This is a genomic window from Streptomyces sp. NPDC041205 (assembly GCF_055591765.1).
This window is the reverse complement of sequence record NZ_JBVIZH010000011.1, coordinates 198,233-219,528: the sequence shown is the minus strand read 5'-3', so window position 1 is coordinate 219,528 and position 21,296 is coordinate 198,233. Positions and strand designations below refer to the sequence as shown.

Here is a 21,296-nt window from a genome sequence, read left to right as displayed (position 1 = left end):
CTTCTGGGCACCTTAGACCGTGGTCGCCGACGGCGCACCGAGGTCGCGCGGAGCACCCGGGGCGCGGCTGCGGGGCGGCGGCGCGCGTCGGTTAGCCTCACGTGGTGACGACATCTGCCGCATCCCGACGGGCGCCGAGGCTGTTCGGCATCAGTGACCTGCACATCGCCTATGCCGAGAACCGGAAGTTCGTCGACGAGCTCTGGCCGGAACACGAGGGCGACTGGCTGATAGTCGCCGGTGACATCGGCGAGATGATGAGCGACATCGAGTGGGCCCTGCGCACCCTCACCGAGCGCTTCGACACGGTGATCTGGTCGCCCGGCAACCACGAGCTGTGGACACCCCGCGACGACCCGAACCAACTGCGCGGCGAGGCCCGCTACCGCCACCTCGTGGAGCTGTGCCGGGGCCTCGGCGTCCACACCCCCGAGGACCCGTTCCCGGTCTGGGACGGCGAGGGCGGCCCGGCGGTCATCGCCCCGCTGTTCCTCCTGTACGACTACACGTTCCGGCCCGCCGGGAAGCACACCAAGAAGGACGCCCTCGCGTACGCGTACGAGACCGGCGTGGTCTGCACGGACGAGGTGCTCCTGCACCCGGACCCGTACGCGACCCGCGAGGACTGGTGCCGCGCCCGCGTCGCGCTCACCAAGGACCGGCTCGACGCCCTCGACCCCGAGCTGCCGACCGTCCTCATCAACCACTGGCCGGTCGTCCGCGAGCCCACGCGCATCCTGCACTACCCCGAGTTCGCCCTGTGGTGCGGCACCGAGGCGACCGCCGACTGGCCCGTGCGCTACCGCGCCGCGGCCGTCGTCTACGGCCATCTGCACATCCCGCGCACCATCTGGCACGAGGGCGTTCCGCACGTGGAGGTCTCCGTCGGCTATCCGCGCGAGTGGCAGCGCGAGCGGCACCCCTCGCCGCGCCTGCGGCAGATCCTGCCCGCGCCGCGCCCCACCGGGACCTGACACTCCCGCCCGCCTCCCCTCACCTTCCCGTCCGCCCGTCGCCTCCGACGATCTCCGTCGTTTGCGTCAGGGGGCTGTCAGCGTCCCTCGCCGAATCTGAGCGCACTGCGAACAGAGTGCACAGACCGAGGGATGCGACAGGGGAGCAGCTTGATGCGGTCCAATACGAAAGTTCACGCAGTCACTTACGTTCACGCGGATACGTACGTGCACGGAGGCGCGTGCGTTCACGGGGGCACCGCCCACGACGTCGGTGAAGGGCTGGTCCGGTCATGACCAGTCACCAAGTGCAGCTGCTCTTCCTGGACGTGGCGCTGATCCTGGCGCTCGCCCGCGGCCTCGGCGCGCTCGCGGCGCGGATCGGACAGCCGCCCGTCGTGGGCGAGATCCTGGGCGGCATCCTGCTCGGGCCCACGCTGTTCGGCGGTCTCTTCGCGGACCAGCTGTTCCCGTCCGACGTGCGCCCGCTCCTGACGGCGCTCGCCGACATCGGCGTCGCGCTGTTCATGTTCGTCGTCGGCCTCGAACTCGAACACCGGGTTCTGCGCGGCCGCACCCGGGTCAGCGCGGGCGCGGCCCTCGGCTCCACCCTGGTGCCGTTCGTCCTCGGCGTCGGCCTCGCGCTGTGGCTCCTGCGCGACCACGACACGCCGCAGCGCACCGCGTTCATCGTGTTCATGGGCCTGGCCGTGTCGGTCACCGCCTTCCCGGTGCTCGCGCGGATCCTCGCCGACCGCGGCCTGTCCCGTACGGAGATCGGCGGCATCGCGCTCGCCACGGCCGCCCTCGTCGACGTCGTGGCCTGGTCGGCGCTCGCCGGGGTGCAGGCCGTGGTCGGCGGGGCCGACGACTACTGGCGCGTGACGCTGCTGATCCCGTTCACGGCGCTCCTGGTCGCCCTGCGGCCGCTGCTGCGGCGCGTCCTCGACACCGGCGGCGCCACGGGGCTCAGCGCGAACCGGCTCGGTGCCGTCCTCGTCGGCGCGTTGCTCTGCGCCGCGGCCACCGAGGCCATGGGCATGCACTACATTTTCGGCGCCTTCCTCTTCGGCGTCGTGCTGCCGCGCGACGGCGCGGGGGCGCTGCGCGACGAGGTGTGCGAGCGCACCGGGCACGTCACCTCGCTGCTGCTGCCCGTGTACTTCGTGGTGGCGGGCCTCAAGGTCGACCTGCGCGGAGTGGGCGTGAGCGGGCTCCTCGAACTCGCCGTGATCCTGCTGGTCGCCATCGCGGGGAAGTTCGGCGGGACCTACGCCGGAGCGCGCTCGCAGGGACTTTCGCCGCACGGTGCGGGCAAGCTCGCGGCGCTCATGAACACCCGCGGCCTCACCGAACTCGTGATCCTCGGCGTCGGCCTGCAACTCGGCCTCCTGGACCAGTCGCTGTACTCCCTGATGGTGGTCATGGCCCTCGTCACCACGGCGATGACGGGCCCGGCGCTCGGGTTCCTGGACCGGCGGGAGGCACGGCGGGTCGGCGTGGCCGCGGGCGGCGCCGCCGGGGTCGGGCGTCCGGCGGCGGACGGAGTGGTGGAGGGGCCCGCACCGGCCAAGGCCGCGGCGTCGATCGCGGCTCCCGAGCCGTCCGTGGGGTCCGTGGAGTCCGCAGAGTCCGCACAGTCCGTGGAGTCCGCACAGTCCGTGGGGGAGAGCGTGGCGACCGAGTCGGCAGGTGTCCGGACCTAGGACCGCACTTAGAGTGGAGGGCGCATGCCATCAGCGGTCGCGCTCCCCGGTCGGCCGTCCGCGCGGGAACGCCGCGCGGCACGGGCCCCGGGGAGCGGCACGCCGCCCACCCGCACGAGGGGACGCCGCACGTGAACCCAAGCGCACCCGCCTCCCACTCCGCCGACGCGAGCCCCAGCAGGCGCACCGGCCCCACCGGTTCCCCAGCCGCAGCCCTGCCCGGCGCCCGCTTCACCGGCAAGGTCGCCGTGGTCACCGGCGGCGCCTCCGGCATCGGTGCCGCCACCGCCGTGCGCCTCGCCGCCGAGGGCGCGGCCGTCGTCGTCTCCGATGTGGACGCGGGCCGCGGCGAGCCGGTCGCGGAGGGCATCCGGGCCGAGGGCGGCAGCGCGGTGTTCGTCCGCGCGGACGTCGCCGATGCCGCCGACTGGGACCGGGTCCTCGCGGCCGCCCACAGCTTCGGCCCCGTCGGCGTCCTCTCCGGCAACGCCTACGCCTGTGAGATCGCCCCCGCCCACGCCATGACCCAGGCCTCCTGGGAGCACCAGCTCGCGGTGAACCTCACCGGTACGTTCCTCGGCGTCAAGGCCGTCCTGCCCGACCTGCGCGCCCACCGCGGCGCCGTAGTCCTCACCTCCTCCGTGCACGCCCGCGCCGGCATCCCGGGCCGCCCCGCCTACGCGGCGAGCAAGGGCGCCCTGGTCTCCCTGTGCGGGCAGCTCGCCGTCGAGTACGGCCCCGAGGTGCGGGTCAACGCGGTCCTGCCGGGGCCGATCCTGACGCCCGCGTGGGGGGACGTGGGCGAGGCGGACCGGGCGCGCAGCGTCGAGGGGACGGCGGCCGGGCGGTTCGGGGCGCCGGAGGAGGTGGCGGCGGCCATCGCGTTCCTCGCTGCCGACGAGGCGTCGTACATCACCGGGACGAGCCTGACCGTGGACGGCGGCTGGAGCGTGGTGAAGGACTCCGCCTGAGCGGACCCGACCGCCTCGCCCCCCCTGCCACGCACCTGATCCGCCGCGCACCCCCACCGCACGCCGCCCCGAGCGAGGAGAGACGGACACCCCATGATGATCGACCGCGTGGAGACCTTCCTCGTCCCGCCGCGCTGGCTGTTCTGCCGCGTGCAGACCGACGACGGCGTGGTCGGCTGGGGCGAACCCGTCGTCGAGGGGCGCGCCGAGGTGGTGCGCGCCGCCGTGGACGTACTCGCCGAGTACCTGATCGGCAAGGACCCGCTGCGGATCCAGGACCACTGGCAGGTGCTCACCAAGGGCGGCTTCTACCGCGGTGGCCCCGTCCTCTCCAGCGCCGTCGCGGGCATCGACCAGGCCCTGTGGGACATCGCGGGCAAGACGTACGGAGCGCCCGTGCACGCCCTGCTCGGCGGACCCGTGCGGGACCGGGCGCGGGTGTACGCGTGGGTCGGCGGCGACGAGCCCGCCGTGCTCGCCGAGCACATCGCCGAGCAGGTCGAGGCGGGCTTCACCGCCGTGAAGATGAACGCGGCCGGGGCCACCTCGCCGCTCACCACGCCCGCCGAGACCGCCGCCGTCGTCGACCGCGTCGCCATCGCCCGCGAGGCCCTCGGCCCCGACCGGGACGTGGCCGTCGACTTCCACGGCCGCTTCACCCCCGCGAGCGCCCGCCGCGTCCTCGCCGAACTCGCCCCGCTGCACCCGCTGTTCGCGGAGGAGCCGCTCCTGCCCGACCAGAGCCACCTCCTGCCCGCCCTGGTCGCGGCGAGCCCCGTCCCCATCGCCACCGGCGAACGCCTCTACAGCCGCGCCGAGTTCCTGCCCGCCCTCACCGCGGGCATCGCCGTCGCCCAGCCCGACCTGTCGCACGCGGGCGGCGTCACGGAGGTCCAGCGCATCGCCGCCCTCGCGGAGACCCACGGCGCGCTGCTCGCCCCGCACTGCCCGCTCGGCCCGATCGCGCTCGCCGCGAGCCTCCAACTCGCCTTCACCACACCGAACTTCCTCATCCAGGAGCAGAGCCGCGGCATCCACTACAACAAGAGCGCCGACCTCCTGTCGTACGTCGTGGACACCGAGCCGTTCCGCTTCACCGACGGGCACGCCCACCGCACGACCCTGCCCGGACTCGGCGTCGAGATCGACGAGGCGGCCGTGCGGGCGGCCGACCGGGGCGGGCACGCCTGGCGCAACCCCGTGTGGCGGCACCCGGACGGTTCCCTCGCGGAGTGGTGAGGCCGGCGGGGGCCAAGGGGGCGTTCTTCCCCACGGGCCGCACGACCCTGTCGCCGAGGGGTGCGGCGCACCTACCCTGGTAGCCGCCCAAGGGGGGAGCCGCATGAGCGAACGCGCCCGCAACACCGGCCCCGGCAAGCGCGACACCGGCCCCGGCAAGGGTGAACGCGTCGCCGACTGGGCGGACAGCCGCCTCGGCGTGCACACCCTCGCCAAGACCCAGATGCGCAAGGTGTTCCCGGACCACTGGTCCTTCATGTTCGGCGAGATCTGTCTCTACAGCTTCCTGATCCTGATCCTCACCGGTGTCTGGCTCACCCTGTTCTTCGAGCCGAGCGGCATCGAGGTCGAGTACAACGGCAGTTACGAACCGCTCAAGGGCGTGTTGATGACGCGCGCCTACGAGTCGACCGTCGACATCAGCATGGAGGTGCGCGGCGGTCTGCTCATCCGGCAGATCCACCACTGGGCGGCGCTCGTGTTCGTCGCCGGGATGCTCGTGCACATGATGCGGGTGTTCTTCACCGGCGCGTTCCGCAAGCCGCGCGAGATCAACTGGGTTTTCGGCTGGACCCTGTTGATGCTCGGCCTCATCACCGGCCTGACCGGCTACTCGCTCCCGGACGACCTGCTGTCCGGCACGGGCATCCGCTTCGCGCAGGGCGCCATCCTGTCCGTCCCGGTGGTGGGCACGTACCTCTCCTTCTTCCTCTTCGGAGGGGAGTTCCCGGGCCACGACATCATCCCGAGACTCTTCGCCGTGCACGTCCTGCTGCTGCCGGGCATCATGCTGGGCCTGGTCGTCGCCCATCTGATCCTGGTCTTCTACCACAAGCACACCCAGTTCGCCGGGCCCGGGCGCACCGAGAAGAACGTGGTCGGCGCGCCCTTCCTGCCCATCTACGTCGCCAAGGCGGGCGGCTTCTTCTTCCTCGTCTTCGGCGTCCTCGCCCTGATGGGCGCCATCGCGACGATCAACCCCGTATGGGCTCTCGGGCCCTACCGGCCCGATCTCGTCGGCACCGGCGCCCAACCCGACTGGTACCTCGGCTTCTCCGAGGGGCTCATCCGGGTGATGCCCAGCTGGGAGATCAACGCCTGGGGCCACACCCTGCAGTTGGGCGTCTTCATCCCCTTCGCGCTGTTCCCGCTGATCATGGCGGCGATCGGGGTGTATCCGTTCATCGAGTCCTGGGTCACCAAGGACAGACGCGAGCACCACATCGCCGACCGTCCGCGCAACGCGCCCGTCCGCACGGGTCTCGGCGTGGCCTGGCTGACGCTGTACGGCGTGCTGATGGTCGGCGGCGGCAACGATCTGTGGGCCACGCACTTCCACCTCTCCATCAACGCCATCACCTGGTTCGTGCGCGTCGCCTTCTTCGTCGCCCCGCCGCTCGCCTTCTTCGTCACCCACCGGATCTGCCTCGGGCTGCAGCGCCGCGACCGCGACAAGGTGCTGCACGGGCGGGAGAGCGGCATCATCAAACGCCTCCCGCACGGCGAGTACGTCGAGGTCCACCAGCCCCTCAGCCAGGCCGAGCGGTACAGGCTCACCGCGCACGAACAGCCCCGCCCCTACGAGGTGGGCCCCCTGGTCGACGCGAACGGCGTGGCCCGCAAGGTGCCCCGCGCGGAGCGGCTGCGCGCCCGCCTCTCCCGGGCGATGTACGGGCCGGCCGCGCAGGTGCCGAAGGCCACGGCGGAGGAGTACCGGCGGATTCACAGCGGGGACGGGCACCACTGAGACGCGCCGGGCCGATGGTCCGCCCGGGGTGCGAGGTGGCGTTCCGTCCGGCGCGGTGCCCTGGAAGACTGCCCGGGTGGATTCGGTGGCCAACAACATCTCGGGCGGGACCTTCCGCGACGTCATCCAGGCGCGGCACGTCACGGTGCGGCAGTGCGTGAGCGGTGAAGTGCGGGCCCCGCGGGTGCCGTTCATGGCGCCCGCCGCGCCCGGCCGGCTCGTGGACCGGCTGCCGGTGCGCGCCGCCCTCGACCGCGTCGCCGACGCCCGGGCCGACCGCGCCGCCGCCGAGGTCGTCGCGGTGACGGGGCCGCCGGGCATCGGCAAGAGCGGCGCCGTCCTGCACTGGTCGGCGTGGCGGCGCGGGGACTTCCCCGGCGGCGTCCTCTACGCCGACATGAGCCCGCGCGGCGCCCTGGAACCGGCCGACATCCGCTCCGTCCTGGAGTCGTTCGTCGCCGCGCTCGGCACCCCACGCGCCGAGATGCCCGGCGACCTGGCGCCGCTCGCCGCGTACTACCGCCACCTCACCGCGCACGAACCCTGCCTGGTGCTGCTCGACGACGTGGTGACGGCCGGTCAGGTCCCGCCGCTGCTTCCGGGGCACCCGGGGAGCATGGTCGTCCTCACCAGCCGCCTGCTCCTGAACGGCCTGCGCCCCGTCCTGCCCGGGGCCGAACCCGTGTACGTGCGCCTCGCCGGGCTCGACGACGAGTCCTGCCGGGAGCTGTTCCTGGACACGGCCGGTCGCGCCATGGCCGCCGAACTCACGGACCGGGGGCGGGAGTTATTGCGCACCGTCATCCCCGCCTTCGCGGGCCTGCCCGCCGCCGCCCGGCTCGCCGGGGCGCGCGCCGCTGACCCGTTGGAGGGCGGCGTCGAGGAGTTCGTCCGCAGACTCCTGGCCCTGCCCACCTTCCAGGAGGCGCTGACCGTGCCCGACGACCCGCACACGTACTCCCTGCGGTCCGTGTTCGAGGACTCCTACGCGGCGCTCGAACCCGCGACGGCCGCCTTGTTCCGCGGGCTCGGCCTGAACCCGACGCCCGAGTTCGCCGACGCCCTCGTCGACGAGCTGGCGGGCGGCCCCGAAGCGGGCGCGCGGGCGCGGCGCACGCTCCTCAACGGCAACCTCCTCGAACGCCCCGCGCCCGGCCGCTGCCGCATGAACGGTCTCCTCCACGAGTACGCGGCCGACCTCGCCCGCGCGGATGCCGACGAGGCCGCGGCGGTGGCGGCCCGCGTCACCGACTGGTACCTGCGTCGGGCCGCGGCGGCCGAGCACCTGGTGTCCGGCCGTTGGCGCCGGGCCGGGATCTTCCGCCAACCCGCCCTCTTGGAGGGCGTGTTCGGCAGTGAGGCCGAGGCCTTGGACGCCCTCGAACCGGACCGCGAGAACGCCGCCGCCCTCACTGCCCTGGAGTTCGCCCGCGGCCACGACCGCACCGTGTGCGACCTCGCGGAGGCACTGCGCGGCTTCTTCTTCCGCCGCAAGCACCACACGCTGTGGGTGGAGGTGGCGGAGCGGGCGGTGCGGGCGGGGGAGCGGATCGTGGAGGGGGGTGCGGCGGGTGCGTCCGGGGTGCCGGGGGCGTCCGGGGGTGCGAACGCGGCGAACGCGGCGGATGTGGCGGGTGCGAGGCCGGGCCAGGCTGCCGGGGATGGCGCGGCGCCCGGCGATGGCGCGGCGCCCGGCGATGGCGCGGCGCCCGACGATGCCGCGGCGCCCGACGACGCCCAGCTCGTCCTGGCCCGCTGCCACTACGAGCTGGCGTTCGCCCTCTTCGACCAGGGCGGCGCGGAGAGCGTCGAGCGGGCCGGTCACCACTACGGGCTCGCCCTGCGCCAGGCGCGCGCGGCCGGGCACGCCCGCACCGAGTCCTCCGCGCTCGAAGGCCTCGGCCAGGTCGCCGTGGAGCAGGGCCGCCCGCAGGACGCCCTGGACTGCTTCCGGCAGGCGCTGCGCGCGCTCGGCGACCTCGCGCACCCGCGCGGCCGTGCGCTGCTCCAGTACCACATGGGGCGCACGGCGAGCGCGGCCCACCTCCACGAGGAGGCTGCCGCGGCCCTGCTCGGCGCCCGCAGGCTCTTCGCCGAGCTGCCCACCCCCGACCGCTACAACGAGGCCCGCGCGCTGACCCGTTACGCCCAGGCCCGCCTGGCCGCCGACCGCGCCGACGAGGCCGTCGCCCCGCTGGACGAGGCGATCGCCCTCCTCCAGGAGCGCGGTGCCCCCAAGGAGGAGGCCGACGCCCGCCTCGCCCGCGGCGACGCGTGGGCGGCCCGCGGCGACGGGGCGCGGGCACGGGAGGACTGGCGGGCGGCGCTCGACACGTACCGGACGTTGGGGAGCGTGGGGGCCGCCGGGGCGCGGGAGCGGCTGGGGGAGGGGTCCGACGGGTGACCGTCAGCCGTTGTACGGCGCGGGGTCCGCGCCGAGGCGCCCCACCCACAGGCGCGCCGGTACGCCGTCCGGAGCGAGCCGCACCCGCACCTCGCCCTCCCAGTCGTCCCCGTGCTGGAGCAGACAGGTGTACGCCACGGAGGCGGTGAGCGAAGCCGTCGCCCAGGCGGGAGGCGACTCCCAACGCCCCAGCAGGGACGTGCCGTTGCGGGTGCGGAGGAGACACCCGCCGCCTTCCTGCGGCACGGCGATCAGTGCGCAGCCGGGGTGGGCCGTGAACAACTCGTCGGCCAGTGAAGCGAGGTGGGGTCCTGGCGCGGGGGTACGGGCCGTGACCACGTCCGCCGCGTGCGCCCAACGCGCCTCGGGCTCGCCCGCGGTGACGGCGACGTGGGCGTCGGTGAGCGGTGGGTGCGGGGCAGCGGCGGCCCGGGCGTGGGCGGGGTAGCGCCGGATCAGGAGCTCGGTCGGCCCGGTGGGCGCGGTCGGCCGGTCGGAACCGGTGGCCGCGTCGGCGTCGTCGACCGCCGTCACCAGGGCCTCCACGAACAGGGGTTGTTCCACGGGCGAGCGAGGTGTCGGAGGCAGGTCCCGCGGTACGTCGACGGGGCGCGGCGCGGGTGGGACGGCGGGTTCGTCCAGCTCGAGCATGCGGTAGCAGAGGCGGCGCAGGCGTGCCGGGGCCTCGCCCGGGTGGGAGGTGATCTGCGAGGTGACCGCGGCGAGCCGCGGGTCCGTCGCCTGGTCGCGGACGGCGCGCTCCAGTTGGGCGGCGAGCGGCCGCGTGGGTGAGACGCGGGGCAGCGCCTCGCCGAGGGCCGCCATGGGGGAGCCCGCCGCCACGCTGTCCTCGTCGAACGCGCCGAGCAGTCCGGGCAGGCCGAGCCCCGCCGCGTACAGCGTCACCGAGCCGTGGTCGCCGATGAACGCGTCCGCCGCGCACAGTGCCGCCTGCCAGGTGTCGTCCGCGGGCGGGGGGAGCAGGAGCCCGGCGTCCAGGTGCGGCCGCAGCCAGGTGCGGATCTGCCAACCCCCGTGTCCGTACCAGGCGTTGGGGTGCACGGCGGCGAGAACGCGGAACGAGTCGTGGGGCAGCTCCGCGAGCGCGCGGAGCACGAGGTCGCCCGCGGCACCGAGGAGGGAACGGCGGCCCCAGGTCGAGCTGAGGACGAGCAGGCGCTGGTCGGGGCGGACGCCGAGTGCGGCGCGGTACTCCGCGCGGAAGGGGAGGGAGGCGCGCAGCCGGTCCATGCAGGGGTCGCCGACGACGTGCGCCACGGGCAGGGCCTCGGGGCAGCCGACGCGGAGGCGGGCGAGCTGTTCCTCGTGGGAGAGGACGACGGCGGACGGTATCAACTCGCCGTCGTGCACAAGCCATTCAGCCGTCAGACCGAAGGCTCCCGGCTCCCGGCTCCCGGCTCCCGGCTCCCGGCTCCCGGCTCCCGGCTCCCGGCTCCCGGCTGCTGAGTCTCTTATTGTATCCGGCGCCGTGCGGGGCTCCTATGAGAGGAGCGGAGACGCTGTGCAGGGCTCCGCCGCGGCTCGTGCTGACCGCCAGGTCGAACTCCGCCTTCACCGCCTCGTCCCAGGAGAGGAAGGGGAGTTCGCGGGTGGCGGCGAACTCCGCGATGCCGTCCGCGAACGGTGAGGAGTCGGTGCAGGTGAACAAGGTCTGCACGCGCCGGTCGCCGTCGAAGACGGTGAGCAGGTCGAGCAGCCGGGTCGCCGAGGTCACGTTGTGGATGACGCCGAGCACGGTCCGTTCGGGGGCGACGGTGCGCCAGCGGGCGGGGGCGCCGGGGGCGGCCGGGTGGACGTGGTTCGGCTCCCGCACGGCGCGCGTCCTCCCCACGTTCCCGGGGCCGGACCGCGCCGGCCCCGGACCGACCCCGGTGATCGGCCCGACCGCCGACCTTACCCGCCCCCGCCCGGGCCGCGGACGGCTCAGGGCGCGGCCGGCTCCCGCAGCCAGCCGGGCCGCACCACCTCCATGCCGAGCCCCGTCGGTTCGGGCAGCGGCCCGTGCGAGAGGTCCTCCTGGCGGTAGCGGCGGCAGTCGCGGTGCCAGATGTGGATCCCGGCCATCCAGTGCTTCAGCTCCTCCACATAGCCGTCGAGGATGTCCCGCGCCTCCTGGTCGAGGTCGAACTCGTCGTACAGAACGGGAAGTTCATGCGCGACGACGTGCTGGAACTGGCTCATCCTGGACCTCATGAGGTCGTCGACGATGCCGAGCGCCGTCGGGTAGTCGCAGTCGAAGAAGTTCTGCACGACGAGGATCGCGTTGTGCACCTCGCCCTCGTACTCGATCTCCTTCTGGTACGAGAAGACGTCGTTCATGAGCATCGAGTAGTCGGCGGCGGCGTTCTCCAGGTTCTGCACCGGCGCGCTCGCGTAGACCTCCGGGGGCACCCGCTTGCCGTGCCCGAAGCGGCACAGGCTCATCGTGAAGTGCGCGCCGAAGGTGTGGCGGCGCATCTCCATGTAGTCGACCGGCTCCGGGACGCGGTTCTGCGCCTGGTTGGCCAGCTCCCACAGCCAGCTGTCCGTCATGTCCACCAGGGTCCGGTGGAGCAGGGCGCGCCCCTCTGCGTCCATGGGTCCGGCCGTGCGCGCCCACAGATCGGCGAGGCCCCGCTCCAGGGCGTTGGCGGGCGGAGGCGTCGGCGAGCAGTCCAGCGGCATGAACAGCAGAAGGCGGTCGGTGCACACCTTCGCGCCGAGGAGGTCCCGGCTCCTGCCGAACACCACCGGGTAGTAGTCGTCCCCGTACGTGCCCCAGGTCAGCCAGCACGAGCCGATGTCCAGTTGCTCCGGTGTGGCGTCCGGGTGCAGGCCCGCGGCGCACAGCGGGAAGTCGTACCCGGCGAGCTTGCGGGCGTCCCAGATGTGCGAGGCGGGCACGCCCGGCTGGGGCTCCAGCATGCCCATGCGGTCGGCCCAGTCGACGGCCTCGCGCCGCGAGCGGTCGAGGTGGGGGCTGAGGGTGGTCGTGTAGGGCAGGTCGAAGTCGGGGATCACGGACGGGCCGACGCGCTGGTACGGGACGTGGGTGAAGCGGCGCACGCGCTGGGCGCCGGTCGCGGCCATGAGGGCCTTGATACTGGCGGCGGACGTGCCGATGCCGGTGGGGCCCGCGAGCGGCGACGGACGGTCGACGGCGCCCTCGTTCATGTAGCGGCTGGAGCGCATGTGCCACTCGTGGCCGCCGGACTGCCAGTCCTGGAGCCCCTTGACGTACGCGAGGACGTCGGCGCTCTGCCTCGGCGTCAGTGCCTTCTCGGCGCACAGCGGGGCGAGTTCGGTGAACGTCGTGTCCTCGAACTGCTGCATCCGGGCCGTGAGCAGGTCGTTGACGGCGTCGGCCGCCTCCTGCGTGGAGCAGCCGAGGAAGGTTTCGAGGACCAGGACGCCGTTGCTCAGCTCGCCCTCCTCCTCGACCTCCCGCTGGTAGGAGAACAGGTCGTTGCGCAGGTGCACGGCGTCGGCGAACGTGTCCCTGAGGACCCGCAGCGGCCGCGACCGGGCCACCGCCGCCGGTACCTCCGCGCCCGTCGCGTACTCGACGAGCCCCGCCGACCACGGGGCGCCGCCGACCTTGCGGCGCATCTCGATGTACTCGACGGGGTTCGCGACGCGGTGCGCGTTGATGTTGGACAGCTCCCACAGCGACTCGTTGAGGAGATTGCGGGTGCTCTCCGCGAAGCGGGCCCGCCACTCCAGGGACATGCTGGGCACGGTGCGCTTCCACAGGTCGGCGAGGCCCGCCTCCACCGGGTTGGTGGGCTCCGGCATCGGTGTCGCGAGGTCCATCGGCATGAACGCGGGCAGCCGGTCGAGATAGGCCTTGCCGCCCACCCGGTCCTGGGTGCGTTTGAACAGTTCCAGGAAGTGGTCGTCGAAGAAGAACACCCACACGTACCAGTCGGTGACCAGGGACAGGGCCGCGCTGTCGCAGTCCGGGTGGGTGTACGCGCACAGCAGCGCGTAGTCGTGCGCCTCCAGGTCGGCCGTGTCCCAGACCCCGGAGCCCTCCAGCATCCCCATGGTCCGCGCCCACTCCCGGGTATGCGCACGCGCCTCCTCCACATGGGGGTTGAGGCGCGCCGGATGCACCATGTAGAAGCTCGGCAGTTCGAAGGGGCGTGACGGCTGGGGCATACGGGGCTCTCTCCTCGCGGACGGCGTACGGGCAGCCGAGCACTACCCCGGAGGCGCCGTCGGATGCGGGGCACCGCCCCCGGTCACACCATCGCGTGATACGACGCGTCGAAATCGGCCCGGGAGTCAAACGCCCGTGCGGGGGCGGCTGTTGAGGGAGCGGCGTCGTGGGCGTGGCACCCGGTGCGCGCTTCGCGGTCCCGGTCGGCGTGCGGTACGCCGTCCAGCCGGGCACGAGGTGGGCGCCGGGGTCGGGCAGCGCGGTGCCGATCGCCCGGCAGGTGACGACGGGCACGGCCGCGTACTCCCGCCGGCCCCGCCCGTGCGACACCGTCTCGCCGACGCGCGGGGAAGGGGCAAGCGGTGCAGGTGGGCGGGGGTGTGGCTGGGCAGGGGTGGTGGGGAGGAACACCTTGTGCGTGGGGGCCGCAGCGGCGAAGGTGATCCCTCGTGACCGAACGCACCACGCCCACGCCGGGGCCGATACCGGCCGCTTCCGCGCCCACCTCGCCGAAGACCGCCACTCCGGAAGCCCTGGCCCACGCGGCTTCGGGAACTCCCGCTTCGGCAGCCTCCGCTTCGGCAACTCCCGCTCCGGGGACCCACGCTCCGGTTTCTCCCGCTTCGGCAACTCCCGCTTCGTGGGCACACGCTTCGGGAGCGCCCGCACCAGAAGCTCCCGCTCCCGAAGCCCCCGCTCCGCCCGCCTCCCTCAGCCGCGGCATGGTGCTCCTCCTCGCCGTCGCCTGCGGTGTCGCCGTCGGCAACATCTACTTCCCGCAGGCCGTCAGCCCGCTCGTCGCCTCCGGGCTCGACGTGTCCGGCGACACGGCGGCCCTCGTGGTGACCGCGGCCCAGTTCGGCTACGCGCTCGGCATCTTCTTCCTGGTGCCGCTCGGCGACCGCGTCCCGCACCGCACGCTCATCACCACCCTGTTCGCCCTCAGCGGCGCCGGGCTGCTCGCCGCGAGCGCCGCGCCCGCGCTGCCGCCGCTGCTCGGCGCGAGCGTGCTCGTCGGCGTCACGACGGTGATCGCCCCCATCGTCGCGCCCATGGCGGCGGGACTCGTCCCCGCCGCGCGCCGCGGCGCCGTCACCGGCACCCTCCTGAGCGGATCCATCGGCGGCATGCTGCTCTCGCGCGCGTTCGGCGGCGCGCTCGGCGAATGGCTCGGCTGGCGGGCGCCGTACCTCGTGACGGCCGTGCTCGCGCTCCTGATCGCGGCCGTCCTCGCCCGGGGCCTGCCCCGCACCGTCCCGACGTCGAACCAGCGCTATCCGGCGCTGCTCGCCGAGTCGCTGCGGCTGCTGCGCGCGGAGCCCCTGCTGCGGCTCTCGTGCTTCTACCAGGCGACCGCCTTCGCGGCCTTCCAGGCGCTGTGGACGGGGGTCGCCCTGTTCCTGACGAGCGGGACGTACGGCCTCGGCGCCTCCGCGGTCGGGGCGCTGGCCCTGGTGAACGCGGGCACGATGCTGGCGACGCCGTTCGCGGGCCGCCAGATCGACCGGCGCGGCCCGGACGCGGTGAACGCCGTCTGCCTGGTCGCGGTCGTCGCCTCGGCGGGAGTCCTCGCCCTCGGCGGACTCGGCGGCGTGCCCGGGCTCGTGGCCCTTGCCCTCGGCACCCTGCTCCTGGACGTGGCCATGCAATCCGGGATGGTCGCCAACCAGGTGCGGATCTTCGCCCTCAGCGGCGAGGCCCGCAGCCGCCTCAACACGGCCTACATGACGTGCGCCTTCATCGGCGGCGCGACGGGATCGTCGCTCGGGGCGCTGGCGTACGCGACGCTGGGATGGGCGGGCGTGTGTGCGTGGGTGGCGGTGCTGGGGGCGGTGTCGGCGCCGGTGGCGGTGCGGAGGGTGCGGCGGGGGCGGTAGGGCGGTGCGGCTGCGCAGGGGGCACGAGGTTCACGGGGTGGGGGAGGCGCAGGGGGCGCACAGGCCGCTCGGACCGCGAGGGACGTTGAGGTGACTGATGCATCAGTCAGCATGGCAATGGCGTGGATCCATGAGTACAGAAGGAGAGATCACGAAGACGCGTTGTGCTGATCTCAATGCACGGGTACGGTGGCCGACATGGAGCAAGACCCCGACGTCCCCACCCGTGTCCGTGAGGTCATCGCCGCGGCGGGCGTGACCCAGCGCGAGTTCGCTCGGCGGATCGTCATGGACCCGTCGAAGCTGTCGCGCTCCCTGGGCGGCACCCGGCGCTTCACCGCGGCGGAGCTGGCCCGGATCGCGGACACCGCCGACGTCGACGCCGCCTGGCTGCTCGGCACCCGCGGCGGCGCGGACCCGGCGGCCGCCCGCCCCGCCGCCCCGCGCGGACGGCGGGCCGCGACGCCGCCCGAGGGACGGCCGTTGCAGATCATCCGCGAGACCGTCCGCCTGATCGCCGACCACGGCTTCCACGCCGTCCGCGTCCAGGACATCGCCAAGGCCTGCGAGACCAGCACGGCCGCCATCCACTACCACTTCCCCGGCCGCGACGACCTCCTCGAAGCGGCCGTGCGCTGGTGCATGGACGAGGACACCGCGCGCAGGGCCGCGCGCATCGCCGACGCGGCCGACGCCGCCGACGAACTGCGCCAGCTCATCGAGCTCCAGACCCCGCGCACCGGCCGCCAGCGCGACCAGTGGAGCGTCTGGCTCGACCTGTGGGCCGAGGCGGCCCGCTCCACCGCCGTCGGCCGCCTGCACACCGAGTACTACCGGCAGTGGCGCGCCACCGTCGCCGACGTCGTCCGGCGCGGCGTCGCCCAGGGCGCGTTCCGGCCCGTGGACCCCGAAGCGGCCGCCCTGCACCTGACCGCCCTGATCGACGGCCTCGCCACCCAGGTCCTCGCCGGCGCCCCGGACGGCCCCGGCACCCGCCCCGACGACATGCACGCGGCCCTGCTCGCCCACGTGGACGCCGCGCTCGCCGCGCGCTGAGCCCCCCGGCCGCGTACCCCCGGCGCCTCCGGCACGCGACCCCGTACGCACTTCGTACGACCACAACCCCCAGCCTCCGAAAGGGAGTCCGGCATGCCCGTGAACGACAACGTCATCATCACCTGCGCCCTCACCGGCGCGGGCGACACCGTCCGCAAGAGCCCGCACGTGCCCGTCACGCCCGAGCAGATAGCCCGCGACGCCGTGCGGGCCGCCGAGGCCGGTGCCGCCGTCGTGCACATCCACGTCCGCGACCCGCAGACCGGCGCTCCGTCCCGCGACCCCCGGCTCTACCGCGAGGTCGTCGAGCGCGTGAAGGAGACCGGCACCGACGTCGTCATCAACCTGACGGCGGGCATGGGCGGGGACCTCGTGATCGACCCGGCCGAGCCGCTCAAGGAACTCGGTGAACTCCCCGGCACCGACCTCGTCGGCGGCCTCGACCGGCTCCCGCACGTCGAGGAGCTGCTTCCCGACATCTGCACCCTCGACTGCGGCTCCCTCAACTTCGGCGACGGGTCCAACCTCTACATCTCCACCCCCGACATGCTCCGCCAGGGCGCCAAGCGTATCCAGGAGCTGGGCGTACGGCCCGAGTTGGAGATCTTCGACACCGGGCAGCTGTGGTTCGCCAAGCAGCTTCTGGCCGAGGGCCTCCTGGACGACCCGACCGTCTTCCAGCTCTGCATGGGCATCCCGTGGGGTGCCCCCGCCGACCCCGGCGTGCTCCAGTCGATGGTCAACATGCTGCCCGAGGGCGCGCAGTGGGCCAGCTTCGCGCTCGGGCGCATGCAGATGCCGTGGGTCGCGCAGTCCATCCTGCTCGGCGGGCAGGTCCGCGTCGGGCTGGAGGACAACCTCTACCTCGGCAAGGGCAACAAGGTGACCAACGCCCAACTGGTCGAGCGCGCCGTCCAGATCACCGAGAGCCTCGGCTCACGCGTCGCCACCCCCGACGAGGCCCGCGCGAAGCTCGGCCTCAAGCCCCGTACCTGAGCACCGCCTCAAGCCCCGCACGTGAGCACCGCCTCAAGCCCCGTACCGAGCACCGCGGAGGACCGCACCATGACCACGACCACCCCTGAAGAAGTCCGCCGCGTCGCCTGCGTCGGCGCCGGTGTCATCGGCGGCGGCTGGGTCGCGCACTTCCTGGCCCGTGGCTACGACGTCACCGCCTGGGACCCCGCGCCCGACGCCGGGCCCCGCCTTCGCCGTCTCGTCGACGCCGCCTGGCCCGCGCTCACCCGGCTCGGCCTCGCCGACGGCGCGTCCCGGGACCGCCTGACCGTCGCCGCGACGCTCGAAGAGGCCGTCGCCGACGCCCAGTTCGTCCAAGAGAGCGCCCCCGAGAAGCTGGACCTCAAGCGCGACCTGCTGACACGCCTGGACGCCGCCGCGCCGCCCGGTGTCGTCATCGCCTCGTCCACCTCGGGCTATCCGATGACCGACATGCAGACCACGGCCGCCGACCCGGGCCGCCTCGTCGTCGGACACCCCTTCAACCCGCCGTACCTGATCCCCCTCGTCGAGGTCGTCGGCGGCGAGCGGACCACCACCGAGGCCGTCGCCTGGGCGTCGCGCTTCTACGAGGTCGCGGGCAAGTCCGTCATCACCATGAAGAGCGAGGTGCCCGGCTTCATCGCCAACCGCCTCCAGGAAGCCCTGTGGCGCGAGGCGCTGCACATGGTCGCCAACGGCGAGGCCACCGTCCAGGAGATCGACGACTCCATCACCGAGGGCCCCGGCCTGCGCTGGGCGTTCATGGGCCCCATGCTCACCTTCGCGCTCGCGGGCGGCGAGGGCGGCATGGCCCATATGCTCGACCACTTCGGGCCGTCCCTGAAGTCCCCGTGGACGCGGCTCGAAGCACCCGAGCTGGACAAGGAGCTGTACGACGCGGTGGTCGCCGGGTGCGACGAGGCCGCCGCCGGGCGCACCATCGCCGACCTCGTCGCCGAGCGCGACCAGGGCGTCATCGACGTACTGCGCGCGACGGGGAGGCTGCCGCGCCAGGCCGCCGCCGACCGGAGCGCCCCCCACTCCGACCACGCCGATCAGAAGGGAACCCTGTGACCAGGGAAATCGCCCGCCGTCTCGCGCCGTACCGGCAGGTCGTCCCGCCGGAGTGGATCGACTACAACGGCCATATGAGCGAGGGCTACTACTCACTGGCCTTCGGGTTCGCCACCGACGCCATGATGGACGCCACCGGCCTGGACGCCGCGTACCGCGAGACCACCGGCTGCTCCCTCTACACCGTCGAGGCCCATCTGCGGTATCTGCGCGACGTCGCCGAGGGCGCGCACCTCGCCGTGCGCACCCGGGTCCTCGGCGTGCACGGCAAGAAGGCGCACTTCACCCATGAGCTGTACGTCGTCGACGGCGCCGCGGCCGATCCGGCGCCGGACGCCGCGCCGGTCGCCACGACGGAACTGCTCGCGCTGCACGTCGACCAGAAGGCGGGACGCGCGGTGCCGTTCCCGGACGCGGTCCGCGAGCGCCTCGCCGAGTTCGTGGAGGCGGCACCTTCGTGGGCGGGACGGGCGGTCGCGGCTGTTGGCGCCACTGAGTAGAACGTTCGTCCCGGTCCTGGTCGAGGTTCGGCGCCGGTCCGGGGCCCGGTTCGGGCACCTCGCGTTCCGCATGGCATCGTCCGAAGTGGTAGGTGTTCGGAGCGATGTTCAACTGTTCCCTCTTCACTGAGGCTGCGGGCAAGGTGGTTCAGACGTGAGGCTGGCAATTCTGGGCGGCGGCGGATTCCGTGTGCCCCTCGTGTACCGGGCACTGCTCGGCGACCGCGCCGAGGGCCGTATCACCGAGGTCGTCCTGTACGACGTGGACGGCGCCCGGGCCGGGGCGATCGCCCGCGTCCTCGCCGACCAGGCCGCCGGGGTGTCCGACGCGCCCGCCGTGCGCGTCACCGCGGACCTCGACGAGGCGCTGCGCGGCGCCGACTTCGTGTTCTCAGCGATCCGCGTCGGCGGCCTGGAGGGCCGTGCCACCGACGAGCGGGTGGCCCTCGCCGAAGGGGTGCTCGGGCAGGAGACGGTCGGCGCGGGCGGCATCGCGTACGGGCTGCGGACGCTGCCCGTCGCCGTCGACATCGCCCGTAGGGTGCGGCGGCTCGCGCCAGAGGCGTGGGTCATCAACTTCACCAACCCCGCGGGCCTGGTGACCGAGGCGATGGCCCGCCACATCGGCGACCGCGTCATCGGCATCTGCGACTCGCCCGTGGGCCTCGGCCGCCGGGTGGCGGGGCTGCTCGGGGTCGAACCCGGCCGGGCGTGGCTCGACTACGTGGGCCTGAACCACCTGGGCTGGCTGAGCGGCCTGGAGGTCGACGGACAGAACCTGCTGCCGCGCCTGCTCGGCGACCGCGGCCTCCTGGAATCCTTCGAGGAGGGCAAGCTCTTCGGCGCCGACTGGCTGCAGTCGCTCGGCGTGATCCCCAACGAGTACCTGCACTACTACTACTTCAACCGCGAGACCGTCCACGCCTACCGGACGGCCGAGCGGACCCGCGGCGCGTTCCTGCGCGACCAGCAGGCCCGCTTCTACGAGGAGATGCGCAGCCCCGAGACCCCCGCGTTCAAGACGTGGGACGCCACCCGCGCCGAGCGCGAGGCGACGTACATGGCGCAGAGCCGGGAGGCCGCGGGCGCCGGGGAACGCGCCCCCGAGGACATGGAGTCCGGCGGCTACGAACGGGTCGCCCTCGCCCTGATGCGGGCCATCGCCCGCGACGAACGCGCGACGCTGATCCTCAACGTCCGCAACCGCACGACCCTGCCCGAGCTGGACTCGGACGCGGTCATCGAAGTGCCGTGCCTGGTGGACGCGTCCGGGCCGCACCCGGCGGCCGTATCGCCGCTGCCGGGGCACGCCACGGGGCTGGTGTGCGCGGTCAAGGCGGTCGAGCGCGAGGTCCTCGCCGCGGCGGAGAGCGGTTCGCGCGCCACGGCGGTCAAGGCGTTCGCGCTGCACCCGCTGGTCGACTCGGTGACCGTGGCCCGCCGCCTGGTCGACGGCTACCGGCAGGCACACCCGGGCCTGGCCTATCTGACCTGAGCACCACCCTGACATGATCACGAAATGACCGCGCCCGAGCCCCGTACCGCGCCCGAGCCCACGAGCACGCCCGAGCCCAACAGCACGCCCGAGCCCCGCAGTACCCCCGTCGTGCTCCTGCCCGACCCCCGCACCGCCCCCGACACTGTGTCCCCGTCGGCCCCGACGGCCCAGGCAGCCCCGCCGGTCACCCGCCCCTGCACCCTCGTCGTGTGCCGGGGCTGCTGCTGCGGCGACCCGGGCAAGCACCCCGGCACGGACCACGTGGGCCAGTTGGCGCGGCTGCGGGCGGCGGCGGACGCGTCCGGGGGCCGGTTCGCGGTGCGCACCAGCGACTGCCTCGGCCCCTGCGGCCAGGCCAACATCGTGGTGATCCAGCCCTCCCGCACGGGCCGCGCGCACGGCGGCCGCCCGGCCTGGGTGGGCTTCGCCCTGGACGACGCGTCCCTCGACGACATCCTCACCTGGGCGGAGGCGGGCGGCCCGGGCCTCGCGGACCCGCCGGACGCACTGACCCTGCAACTGGTCGACCCGCGGCAGGTCTAGGCGCGGCCGAGCACCTGGTCCAGGAAGCCGTTGAGGTTGCGGACCGTGCGCTCGTTCTGCTCCTCCGGGCTGAGGCTCTCGTCGAAGCGGCGGGCCAGGGCCGACGTCTTCTTGCCGCGTACGTAGAGGGAGCAGGCCAGGTCCGCGCAGACGTACAGGCCGACCGAGTTGCCCTGGCGGCCCGCCTCGCCCGCGCGGGGCGCGACGAGCAGCGCGATGCCCGAACCGGCCTGCGGCGTCACGCACACCGAGCAGATGCTGGACTTCAGCATGGAGCGGCGGGCCCCCGTGGAGGCGCGCAGGGCGATGCCGACCAGCTCGTCGTCCCGCTCGGCGACGACGTAGCCGCGGTCCGGTGCCTTGGGGTCGCGCCAGCCCAGGAAGTCCAGGTCGGACCAGGGCGTCTCGGCGAAGCCCGGGGGCAGCGTCAGACGCCGGGCCTCGCCCTTCGAGCAGTTCACGAACGACGCACGGATTTCTTTGTCACCAAGGGCACGCATGGTTCGGAAGGTATCAATCCGAACTAACGGCCGTCTTTTCCTTTTTCCCGGTCAGGGCCCTGCGCCC

General features: G+C 73.5%; 17 protein-coding genes. 13 read left to right on the top strand and 4 right to left on the bottom strand.

The window, feature by feature from the left end:
• Positions 1 to 104 precede the first annotated feature (104 nt).
• The 6 genes from ACZ6BG_RS34460 to ACZ6BG_RS34435 all read left to right on the top strand — a co-directional run bounded on the left by ACZ6BG_RS34460 (position 105) and on the right by ACZ6BG_RS34435 (position 9,020).
• Positions 105 to 974, top strand: a complete 870-nt coding sequence (locus ACZ6BG_RS34460) for a metallophosphoesterase family protein (RefSeq protein WP_469008938.1) — start codon at positions 105 to 107, stop codon at positions 972 to 974.
• A 272-nt stretch (positions 975 to 1,246) separates the two neighbouring features.
• Positions 1,247 to 2,659 carry a cation:proton antiporter gene (locus ACZ6BG_RS34455; RefSeq protein ID WP_469008935.1) on the top strand — a complete coding sequence of 471 codons (1,413 nt, stop codon included), beginning with the start codon at positions 1,247 to 1,249 and terminating at the stop codon, positions 2,657 to 2,659.
• A 215-nt stretch (positions 2,660 to 2,874) separates the two neighbouring features.
• The gene (locus ACZ6BG_RS34450) at positions 2,875 to 3,630 is read left to right on the top strand and encodes an SDR family NAD(P)-dependent oxidoreductase (protein WP_469009019.1); all 756 of its coding nucleotides are present in this window, start codon (positions 2,875 to 2,877) and stop codon (positions 3,628 to 3,630) included.
• A gap of 93 nt (positions 3,631 to 3,723) precedes the next feature.
• A complete protein-coding gene (gene dgoD / locus ACZ6BG_RS34445) occupies positions 3,724 to 4,869 on the top strand; it encodes a galactonate dehydratase (RefSeq protein WP_469008933.1) in 1,146 nt (381 codons plus the stop codon).
• Positions 4,870 to 4,972: 103 nt separating this feature from the next.
• Positions 4,973 to 6,616 (top strand): cytochrome bc1 complex cytochrome b subunit, encoded by a 1,644-nt coding sequence (gene qcrB, locus ACZ6BG_RS34440; RefSeq protein ID WP_469008931.1) that lies wholly within the window; start codon positions 4,973 to 4,975, stop codon positions 6,614 to 6,616.
• An 85-nt stretch (positions 6,617 to 6,701) separates the two neighbouring features.
• The gene (locus ACZ6BG_RS34435) at positions 6,702 to 9,020 is read left to right on the top strand and encodes a hypothetical protein (protein WP_469008930.1); all 2,319 of its coding nucleotides are present in this window, start codon (positions 6,702 to 6,704) and stop codon (positions 9,018 to 9,020) included.
• A gap of 3 nt (positions 9,021 to 9,023) precedes the next feature.
• On the opposite strand, the gene ACZ6BG_RS34430 is transcribed toward ACZ6BG_RS34435, so the two are convergent.
• The 3 genes from ACZ6BG_RS34430 to ACZ6BG_RS34420 form a co-directional block, all read right to left on the bottom strand.
• Complete coding sequence (locus ACZ6BG_RS34430) at positions 9,024 to 10,391, bottom strand: hypothetical protein (RefSeq protein ID WP_469008927.1); 1,368 nt, start codon at positions 10,389 to 10,391, stop codon at positions 9,024 to 9,026.
• A 7-nt stretch (positions 10,392 to 10,398) separates the two neighbouring features.
• Positions 10,399 to 10,854 carry a hypothetical protein gene (locus ACZ6BG_RS34425; protein ID WP_469008924.1) on the bottom strand — a complete coding sequence of 152 codons (456 nt, stop codon included), beginning with the start codon at positions 10,852 to 10,854 and terminating at the stop codon, positions 10,399 to 10,401.
• 110 nt (positions 10,855 to 10,964) lie between these two features.
• The gene (locus ACZ6BG_RS34420) at positions 10,965 to 13,181 is read right to left on the bottom strand and encodes a terpene synthase family protein (protein WP_469008922.1); all 2,217 of its coding nucleotides are present in this window, start codon (positions 13,179 to 13,181) and stop codon (positions 10,965 to 10,967) included.
• Positions 13,182 to 13,904: 723 nt separating this feature from the next.
• Between ACZ6BG_RS34420 and ACZ6BG_RS34415 the strand changes: the two genes are divergently transcribed.
• The 7 genes from ACZ6BG_RS34415 to ACZ6BG_RS34385 all read left to right on the top strand — a co-directional run bounded on the left by ACZ6BG_RS34415 (position 13,905) and on the right by ACZ6BG_RS34385 (position 20,729).
• Positions 13,905 to 15,059, top strand: coding sequence for an MFS transporter (locus ACZ6BG_RS34415; RefSeq protein WP_469008920.1), 1,155 nt, complete (start codon positions 13,905 to 13,907; stop codon positions 15,057 to 15,059).
• Positions 15,060 to 15,257: 198 nt separating this feature from the next.
• Positions 15,258 to 16,115: a TetR/AcrR family transcriptional regulator gene (locus ACZ6BG_RS34410; protein WP_469008917.1), complete on the top strand. Its 858-nt coding sequence runs from the start codon at positions 15,258 to 15,260 to the stop codon at positions 16,113 to 16,115.
• Positions 16,116 to 16,208: 93 nt separating this feature from the next.
• On the top strand, positions 16,209 to 17,111 hold the full coding sequence (locus ACZ6BG_RS34405; RefSeq protein ID WP_469008914.1) for a beta-keto acid cleavage family enzyme: 903 nt from the start codon (positions 16,209 to 16,211) through the stop codon (positions 17,109 to 17,111).
• A 69-nt stretch (positions 17,112 to 17,180) separates the two neighbouring features.
• Positions 17,181 to 18,188 carry a 3-hydroxyacyl-CoA dehydrogenase NAD-binding domain-containing protein gene (locus tag ACZ6BG_RS34400; RefSeq protein ID WP_469008911.1) on the top strand — a complete coding sequence of 336 codons (1,008 nt, stop codon included), beginning with the start codon at positions 17,181 to 17,183 and terminating at the stop codon, positions 18,186 to 18,188.
• Positions 18,185 to 18,688 (top strand): thioesterase family protein, encoded by a 504-nt coding sequence (locus tag ACZ6BG_RS34395; RefSeq protein ID WP_469008907.1) that lies wholly within the window; start codon positions 18,185 to 18,187, stop codon positions 18,686 to 18,688. Before ACZ6BG_RS34400 ends, ACZ6BG_RS34395 begins: the two co-directional genes overlap by 4 nt.
• Positions 18,689 to 18,842: 154 nt before the next feature.
• On the top strand, positions 18,843 to 20,183 hold the full coding sequence (locus ACZ6BG_RS34390; protein WP_469008903.1) for a 6-phospho-beta-glucosidase: 1,341 nt from the start codon (positions 18,843 to 18,845) through the stop codon (positions 20,181 to 20,183).
• A 147-nt stretch (positions 20,184 to 20,330) separates the two neighbouring features.
• Positions 20,331 to 20,729: a (2Fe-2S) ferredoxin domain-containing protein gene (locus ACZ6BG_RS34385; RefSeq protein WP_469009014.1), complete on the top strand. Its 399-nt coding sequence runs from the start codon at positions 20,331 to 20,333 to the stop codon at positions 20,727 to 20,729.
• Here ACZ6BG_RS34385 and ACZ6BG_RS34380 read toward each other — a convergent pair.
• Positions 20,726 to 21,229 (bottom strand): FBP domain-containing protein, encoded by a 504-nt coding sequence (locus ACZ6BG_RS34380; protein ID WP_469008901.1) that lies wholly within the window; start codon positions 21,227 to 21,229, stop codon positions 20,726 to 20,728. The genes ACZ6BG_RS34385 and ACZ6BG_RS34380 overlap by 4 nt on opposite strands.
• Positions 21,230 to 21,296 lie beyond the last annotated feature (67 nt).